The organism is Paenibacillus forsythiae T98 (assembly GCF_000520735.1).
GTDB classification, from domain to species: Bacteria; Bacillota; Bacilli; order Paenibacillales; family Paenibacillaceae; genus Paenibacillus_AQ; species Paenibacillus_AQ forsythiae.
In genome coordinates, this window is the sequence record NZ_ASSC01000186.1 from 1 (window position 1) to 7,937 (window position 7,937).

Genomic DNA, 7,937 nt, shown 5'->3' on the forward strand with positions numbered 1-7,937 from the left:
TGCCGTTTAGTCCCATCCGTTCCATTATGCTGTCCACGACCAGACTGACGCGGGCCATATAGCCGGAATCTTCCACGAAGGAAATAATTAGAAACAAGATGAAAATTTGCGGGACAAAGACGATAACGCCGCCTACACCGCCTATTATGCCGTCAACAATTAATGCATGCAGGAAATCGGAGGCCCCGACAGTATCCAGAAACGAGGTTGCTCCCGAGCTGATTGGACCGGAAATGAGACCGTCCAGCAAGTCGGACAGCGGCGCACCGACCCATTCGAAGGTTGTTTTGAACAGCACATACATAAACGCCAGGAAGATTGGCAATCCAAGATAGCGATTCGTCAGAATGGAATCAAGCCGTTCCGTCAAGTTATGGGGTTTAATGCCGGATGTGTCCAGAGCGTCAAGACAAAGCGAGCGAATATAATCGGTTCGGACAGAGCGAATCCATTGAGGAAGGGTAATCGCCATCTTGCTGTTTTGAAGCTCCTGCTGACAATGTTCACGAATCGCGAGCAGGTTGTCCACATCGGCGCGGTCCTTGAGGAATTCCAGAATAACCGGATTCTGCTCCAAGAACTGCAGAGCGACCCAACGATGATTGGGAAGGCCGGTTACTTGTTTCATCTCCTGTTCAATGGAAGAGATTGCCTGCTCAACAACCGCTCCATAATTGAGCTTGAAGTTCACAGCCGGAATATCCGCGGAGTTCTCCAGCAAGCTCAGAACCTGCGAGCTGCCTTTGCCCGTTCTTGCGACCAGCGGCAGCACGGTGATGCCAAGCTTGGATTGCAGGATGTCGGGATGAACCATAATGCCTCTGGCTTTGGCTACGTCGATCATATTGAGGCCGATAACGGTCGGCCTGCCGTACTCCAGCAGTTGGACGGTCAGCAGAAGATTGCGCTCAAGCTGCGAAGCGTCGACGATATTGACGAGCGCCTCCGGCGATTCTTCAAGCAGGTACTGGGTTGCAACGCCTTCGTCGCGGGACAGCGGATGCAGGGAGTAAATGCCGGGCAAGTCAATGAGGGTGCCTGCGCCATTTTTCAGGTCGCCGACCTTTTTCTCTACCGTTACCCCTGCCCAGTTCCCTACATATTCATAAGATGAAGTCAGTGTATTAAAAAGGGACGTCTTTCCTGTATTAGGATTTCCAAGAAGTGCGATCGAACTCATGACACGTTCACCACAATTTTCGAGGCTTCTTTCCGACGGATGGCAAGCAATTGTCCATTGCATTCCAGCATAACCGGACCCATGAACGGACCTTTTCCTTTAAGACAGACAGTGCAGCCTTCCGATACTCCCAAATCGGCCAGGCGGCGGCGCAGGACAGGGTCCATTCCTTCTATTCCTTGAATAGCGCCTGCGGAACCCGGTTGCATTTGCAGCACGTGGCAAACTGATTCAATCATCTTAACCCCTCCGGTGGAGACTGAGAATCAGTCTCATTCGTTTTTTTGTAATTTATCATTTTTTCATGCTTGATTCAATGATTAAAATCACAAGATGATATTTTTCGACAAGCCCGAAGCCGGGTTATCCATAAACAAAAGCTTGATTCTTTGCATATATTAATGCAGATACGGATAGAAATTGGGTCTATTGACCGTTCTCATTCGCAGAAATAAGTATAATAACGCTATTTATTATCGGGATTCCTAGTTCGACTTTCTTAAACAATAACGGCAGAGCACTGTAACTTTCCAGCCTTATCCAACCGATATATTATGGAGGGTATATAATTTCTATGAGGGGCCTATGAAAGCCTATGAAGATGGAAGAGAAGAAAACGGTAATTGCAGCAGTCTCCGGCGCAGCGCTATTCCTGTTGGTTCAAAGCCTGCCCATCACGCCGAATGGCGATTATGAACGGGGAGCGCTGTCTGCGCTGTATCTGATTGGCAGTTGGTGTACGAGCGCCTTCGGATTTGCTATTTTTGCCCAGGGATGGCTCCTTTTCTCGAATCAGTTGTCAAGGGGCAGACTTTACTCTTCCGCTCTTTTTTTGGGTGTTTGCGTGTTTGATCTGCTGCATACGCTCGGCTTTATCGGAATCCCGTTCATCCGGAGCCTGATCAGCGAAGACAGGGCGCTCTGGCTGTTGTCCTTCTCGCGGCTGGCAAGTGCAATCGGCATTTTTCTGATCTTTGGGAAGGAAGATTCTCCGGCGCTTCTCTCGGGCAAGAACAGCATCCTGCGAAAGTCGATCTTTCTTGTTGTATTGTCGGTGATCGTATTTAGCGCGGGTTCTTATTTCCTGCAGGGAATTATCAGTCCCGCACAAGCGACTTTCGCCAGAAAGCTGCTGAATGCTGCCGTGCTGCTGGTTTATCTCCTGGGCATAGCCTTCATCATCTCCCCGGCACGGGCGGAGAAGTCTCCCTCGCTGCTCATTATTATCAGGTCGCTCATCTTTCTGGCTCTGGGCCAGGCGTTCTATTTGGACGCGTCCTCCGGCAAGAATCTCCAACTGCTGTTCGGAGCGGTAAGCTGCGCGGTGGCCTACTATTGGCTGCTTGGCGGCGTATACAGATTGACGCTTGAGGAGCCTTTCCATGAGAAAAGGGCGATTGAAGCGCAGATCAACTATCTGGTTTATCATGACGATTTGACCGGTCTGCCGAACAGGCGCAGGCTGCTCCAGCAAGTCGACGAAGTGATCGAGTCCCACAGAACCTCCGCCATCCGCAGCTGCTCGGCGCTGGCCGTCCTCAATATCAATCATTTCAAGCATATTAACGTTTCATTGGGCCATTTGGCCGGAGACCGTCTGCTTCAATTGGCCGCATCAAGGATTCAGGAAGGCGCCAGGCGTAACGAGGATTTATTCAGTATGGGCGGAGATGAGTTCGCCTATCTGATGACGGACATCGGCAGTGTGGACAGCTGTCTTCTCCGCTCCAGAGAGCTGCTGAATCTGTTCGATCAGCCTATTGAGCTGGACTCCGGGGAGTACCATATTTCGCTCAGCATCGGCCTCAGCATCTTTCCCGGAGACGGAGATACGGCGGAGCAGCTTATTCAGAATGCGGATACCGCCGTTCATGATGCCAAGGAACAGGGGGTGGATATACGCAGATACGTCCCGTTCATACAGATGAAGGCAAAGGAAAGATTAAAGCTGGAGAATGACCTGCGCAGAGCGCTGGAGCGGGAGGAATTCTTTCTGCTGTACCAGCCGCAGGTTCAATTGGCCACCAAGGAGCTTGTCGGCATGGAGGCGCTGCTTCGCTGGCAGCATCCGAAACGCGGACTCGTGTCCCCGGCTGAGTTCATTCCTATCGCGGAGGAGTGCGGGCTTATTGTTCCGATTGGGGACTGGGTGCTCCGAACCGCCTGCCGCCAGAACAAGGAATGGCAGCTGGCGGGATACCGTCCAATCTGCGTCTCGGTCAATTTGTCGATGCGCCAGTTCCTCCAGCCGAATCTGGCGGGGAAGATCGGAGGGTTCCTGAAGCGGATTGGCCTTGATCCGAGATATGTTGATCTTGAAATTACGGAGAGCATGACAATGGACAAGGAAAAGGCCTTCGAGCAGTTGACACGGCTTAAAGAGCTTGGGGTATATATCAGTATCGACGATTTCGGAACGGGCTACAGCTCGCTGCATTATCTGAAAAATATGCCGATTGACCGTCTCAAAATCGACCGTTCCTTCGTGGCGGAGGTGATGGAGGACAGCAACAATGCCGCCATCGTGTCCACGATCACTTCCATGGCGCATCATTTGAAGCTGAAGGTGACGGCAGAGGGAGTGGAGAATGAGGAACAGCTGCAATTCTTGCGCCAGCAGCGCTGCCATGAGGCGCAGGGATACTTCTTCAGCAAACCGATCAGGGCGCAGGAGTTCGAAAGGCTTTTCCTGAAGCCTACTATTTTTGGGATGCCCTCCTAATTGGAATTGCCTTATCCGTGCAGAAGTGTTAGAATATTAACTGTTCACGAAAGCGCGGGTGTAGTTCAATGGTAGAACTTCAGCCTTCCAAGCTGATAGCGTGGGTTCGATTCCCATCACCCGCTTAAGCCTATATTTCACCTCAACCCCTTGCGGCGCAAGGGTTTTTTCTTTGTGTATTTTTCGAAAAACGACAGACGACTTTATGTTTATGGGGCAATTCATGGGGCGACGGATGCCAATTCGTTTGCCGGTTCGGATGATTCGACAACTGAGTGAATTTTTAAGTGATATTCTGTGACATTTATACTAGGAAATAATACCCATAAGCTGGATACTAGAATCAAAATATGAGATAAGGGGGATGAATTTGGAGACTGCTATTAACGTAAATGTAAATGTTCCGATTAATGGAAGCGGAGAGTCGTATTTTGATGGTGGATTGGCACAATACATAGGCTGGTACATCTTAGGTGGCATAGTAACTTTTATAACTCTGGGCATTTGTTATCCATGGGCCATCGTCATGCTCTACAGATGGAGAATTGAACATACTGTTATAGAAGGGAGAAGACTTCGTTTTGATGGAACAGCCGTTCAATTATTCGGCAACTGGATTAAGTGGTGGCTGCTCTCTATAATCACGCTCGGCATTTACTCTTTCTGGCTTTCTATTAAACTGGAGCAATGGAGAGTAAAGCACACACATTTTTAGTTTGTTTTCCGTTCACGGTTATGAATACGTCCTAAATAAAAAGGCTCTCCGCTCCAAATAGGCGGAGAGCCTTTTGCCATATCGCCTCAGCTTGCGGTCCAGTCAGAGGGTTCCCGCCGATTTCAGGAATTCCACGATGGTCAAAAGGCCCTTGTCGAAGTTCTCCAGGTTGAAATGCTCGTCGGGCGCGTGCAGATTCTCATCGTCAAGCCCGAAGCCCATCAGAACAACCGGCGCTTTCAGGATGCGCGAGAAGCTTTCCATGACCGGGATAGAGCCGCCGTCCTTCGTGAACAGGGCGCGTGTGCCGTATACTTTGCCGTAAGCGTCCGCGGCCAGTTGAAGAAAGGGATTCGACGGATCGATGTTGAAGGCGAACGCCTTCTCCATCTGCCGAACATGGACCTCGGCCCCCGGCTGAATATGCGATATCAGATGGGCTTCAATGGCGTCGAGGACATGCTGCGGATTCTGGTCGCCGACAAGGCGGCAGGTGATTTTGGCATGGGCGATTTTTGGAATAACGGTCTTGGTGCCCTCCCCCTGGAAGCCGCCGTAGACTCCGTTAAGCTCCAGCGTAGGCCGGGCTCCGACGCGCTCGACGAACGTATAGCCTTCTTCGCCGTAGAGAGCGGACAATCCGAGTCCCTCCCGGATCTTGTCCTCGTCGATTCCCTGCTTGGCGAATTCTTCGCGCATCAGCGAAGAGAGTTCCGGAACGCCTTCGTAGAAGCCGTCCACCGCAACACGGCCCTTGTCGTCATGAAGCGAGGTCAAGAGGGCAACGAGCGCGTGCAGCGCGTTAGGGACAGCGCCGCCGTAAGTGCCAGAGTGCAAATCCGTGGAGGCCGTCGTGACGTCCACCTCCAGCGAGCAGAGGCCCCGGAGTCCGGTGCAGATCGCCGGTCTTCCGCGCTCCAGAAGGGAGGTGTCGGAGACGAGAACGGCGTCCGCAGCCAGCAGGTCTTGATGTTGTTCCAGGAAGGAGGTTAAATGCACGCTACCAATTTCTTCTTCGCCCTCGATGCATACCTTGAGGTTAACGGGCAGGGAGCCTTCCTGCTTCAATATCGCCTCTATCGCCTTGATATGAATAAAGACCTGGCCTTTATCGTCGGTTGCGCCGCGGGCGTACAGCTTGCCGTCCCGGATATTTGGTTCAAACGGCGGAGTCGTCCAGAGATTCAGCGGATCGACCGGCTGGACATCATAGTGCCCGTAGAGCAGCAGAGTCGGCTTGCCGGGCGCGTGCAGGTAGTCCGCGTAGACGGCGGGATGACCGCCGGTCGGATGAATTTCGACATGCTCCAGACCCGCCTTGCCCAGCGTATCCGCAAGCCACTGCGCCGCCGCCAATATATCATCCTTGTGCTCGGACAGTGCGGAAATGCTGGGGATCTTGAGCCATTCGGTCAGCTCGTTCAAGTGTTCATCCCGGCGGGATGCAAAATATTCGGTGTAAGACATCATTATGTACCTCCTGGATATGCAGGGTCGCAAGCGCTGGGCTTGTGACGGATGCGCCGAACCGTATTCGGCGGTCCATAGGAATTATTATACTGGAATAACCCCCGCACAATCAAAAATTGCTCTTGGTGAACCCGGCTCGGTTTGTTGTTTCACAGGCCGCAGCCGTGATAGACTAAGGAAAAATCAGGATTGAAGCATGAAACGGGGTCCGATATGAAAGGGGCTGGATATGCATGGAAGCAAAATGGTTGACTTGGGCCAAGGAAATTCAGGCAATCGCCCAGACGGGACTGGAATATGCGAGAGATGTGTATGATATTGAGCGGTACGAGGCGCTCCGGGAGCTGAGCGTCGATATTATGGCGAATTACACTTTGGAGAGCAAGGAGAAGATTCGGCTGTCTTTTGCGGGCGATAAAGGCTACTGCACGCCGAAGGTCGATATCCGGGGCGTTGCGTTCCGGGAAGGCCGGATCCTGATGGTCCGGGAAAAAATAGACGGTAAATGGTCTCTGCCCGGAGGCTGGGCCGACATTGGCCTGTCGCCGCGCGAGATAGCGGTCAAGGAAATCCGTGAAGAATCGGGATTCGCTGCCAGAGCGGTCCGGTTGCTCGGCGTGCTGGACAAGAAATTCCATGACCATCCGCCGGAGCCCTATCATATCTACAAGCTGTTTATTTTATGCGAGATCGTCGGAGGAGAAGCCGAAGGGGGACTTGAGACGAGCGAAGTCGGCTTCTTCAAGGAGGATGAGCTGCCGGAGCTGTCGGTGGAGCGGAATACGGAGAAACAGATCCTTACGATGTTTGAATTTTTGCGGCAGCCGGATAAGGCGGTCATACTGGACTAGCTTCATGCATAAAAAGTACATAAAGAACTTGTTATTTTTTTGTTTAAAAAAGCCGGGAAATCGTTTAGAATAAACATATGAAAAGGCTTACAAAAAAGGTATGCCCGCTGAGTCTTTATGGCTATAATTAATTATATCCCTGATAAAAACTTTTAGGTCCGGCGGTCTAATTTTTTTCCTCTTTTGTGACGATAAGATTATTTAGGAGGGGATCGCATGGAAAAGCAAGAGAATTTAAGATTGCCGCTGAAGCAGGAAGGCGCCAAGGCACATACCGGAGGCCGTTTCTCGGTCGGGCTTCTTTGGGGGATTCTGATCAGCATCCCGTTATGGATTTCGCTGTTGGGCTGGATTATGAGCTTCACGAAATAGTACGATGGACATGTGATAAAAGACGATGGAAGTATGGCGGAGCTATCCTTTGAATTGTGACCGGGAAGACAAGCGCGGCATTGGGGGCAACATGATGGTGCTTGCGATAGACATATAAGCAACGGACAAGAGCAAACGGCTTGCGCCGCCCTTATTTTCAGGGTGGAGCAAGCCGTTTATTTGCAGACAAGGATACGGGATTCATAGCTAAGGTCGCCGCTTCGATACCAAAGCGGCGGCCTTGCCGTGTCTTCGGGCGGCAGAACCGGCAGCGCTCTTCGGCCTGACCGCTGCCGGTTCTGCGCGGTCCGGGTCTTGGTTATTGGCCGGCACTGTCCAGCCACGCCGCATATAAGGCGTCCAGCCTTGACCGCAGGGCTTCGCGCTCGGCGTCCAGCTCGGCCAGACTCGCGGCATCGCTGCTTAGCTGCGGGTCCAGCATCCGAGCTTCGATGCCGTGGAGCTGCCTCTCGGTTTCGGCAATCTCGCTTTCCCAGACGGCGGCGGAGCGGGCGTTCCGGGAGCGGTGTGAACCGGTCCCGCTCTGAGCGCCCCGCGTCTTCAGCTCCGGAAGCGCCATGCTTCCCGCCGGAGACGGTTTCCCGGCGCTTGCCTTCGCTTCACTCG

At 52.3% G+C, this 7,937-nt stretch carries 8 protein-coding genes and 1 tRNA gene; 5 read left to right on the forward strand and 4 right to left on the reverse strand.

Features of this window, described 5'->3' with window-relative positions; genetic code table 11:
• Together L692_RS0106780 and L692_RS0106785 are read right to left on the reverse strand one after the other, a co-directional pair.
• Positions 1–1,180: ferrous iron transporter B (locus L692_RS0106780; RefSeq protein WP_025698344.1), on the reverse strand; the 1,180-nt coding region annotated here is incomplete at its 3' end.
• Complete coding sequence (locus tag L692_RS0106785; RefSeq protein WP_036722406.1) at positions 1,177–1,419, reverse strand: FeoA family protein; 243 nt, start codon at positions 1,417–1,419, stop codon at positions 1,177–1,179. The genes L692_RS0106785 and L692_RS0106780, both read right to left, overlap by 4 nt.
• Positions 1,420–1,775: 356 nt before the next feature.
• On the opposite strand from L692_RS0106785, the gene L692_RS0106790 reads away from it, so the two are divergent.
• From L692_RS0106790 to L692_RS0106800, 3 genes are all read left to right on the forward strand, one after another.
• A complete protein-coding gene (locus tag L692_RS0106790; RefSeq protein WP_025698348.1) occupies positions 1,776–3,902 on the forward strand; it encodes a putative bifunctional diguanylate cyclase/phosphodiesterase in 2,127 nt (708 codons plus the stop codon).
• Positions 3,903–3,956: 54 nt separating this feature from the next.
• Positions 3,957–4,027: transfer RNA gene (locus L692_RS0106795), tRNA-Gly, on the forward strand.
• Positions 4,028–4,272: 245 nt separating this feature from the next.
• Positions 4,273–4,617: a DUF898 family protein gene (locus tag L692_RS0106800; RefSeq protein ID WP_025698350.1), complete on the forward strand. Its 345-nt coding sequence runs from the start codon at positions 4,273–4,275 to the stop codon at positions 4,615–4,617.
• A 102-nt stretch (positions 4,618–4,719) separates the two neighbouring features.
• Here the strand turns inward: L692_RS0106800 and L692_RS0106805 are convergent, their stop codons facing one another.
• Positions 4,720–6,084, reverse strand: coding sequence for a dipeptidase (locus tag L692_RS0106805; RefSeq protein ID WP_025698352.1), 1,365 nt, complete (start codon positions 6,082–6,084; stop codon positions 4,720–4,722).
• A 236-nt stretch (positions 6,085–6,320) separates the two neighbouring features.
• On the opposite strand from L692_RS0106805, the gene L692_RS0106810 reads away from it, so the two are divergent.
• Together L692_RS0106810 and L692_RS32455 are read left to right on the forward strand one after the other, a co-directional pair.
• Complete coding sequence (locus L692_RS0106810) at positions 6,321–6,938, forward strand: NUDIX hydrolase (protein ID WP_025698354.1); 618 nt, start codon at positions 6,321–6,323, stop codon at positions 6,936–6,938.
• 216 nt (positions 6,939–7,154) lie between these two features.
• Positions 7,155–7,310 (forward strand): hypothetical protein, encoded by a 156-nt coding sequence (locus L692_RS32455; RefSeq protein ID WP_198027713.1) that lies wholly within the window; start codon positions 7,155–7,157, stop codon positions 7,308–7,310.
• Between the two features lie 319 nt (positions 7,311–7,629).
• Here L692_RS32455 and L692_RS0106820 read toward each other — a convergent pair.
• The coding region (locus L692_RS0106820; protein ID WP_025698356.1) for an ABC transporter C-terminal domain-containing protein at positions 7,630–7,937 on the reverse strand (308 nt) is incomplete at its 5' end.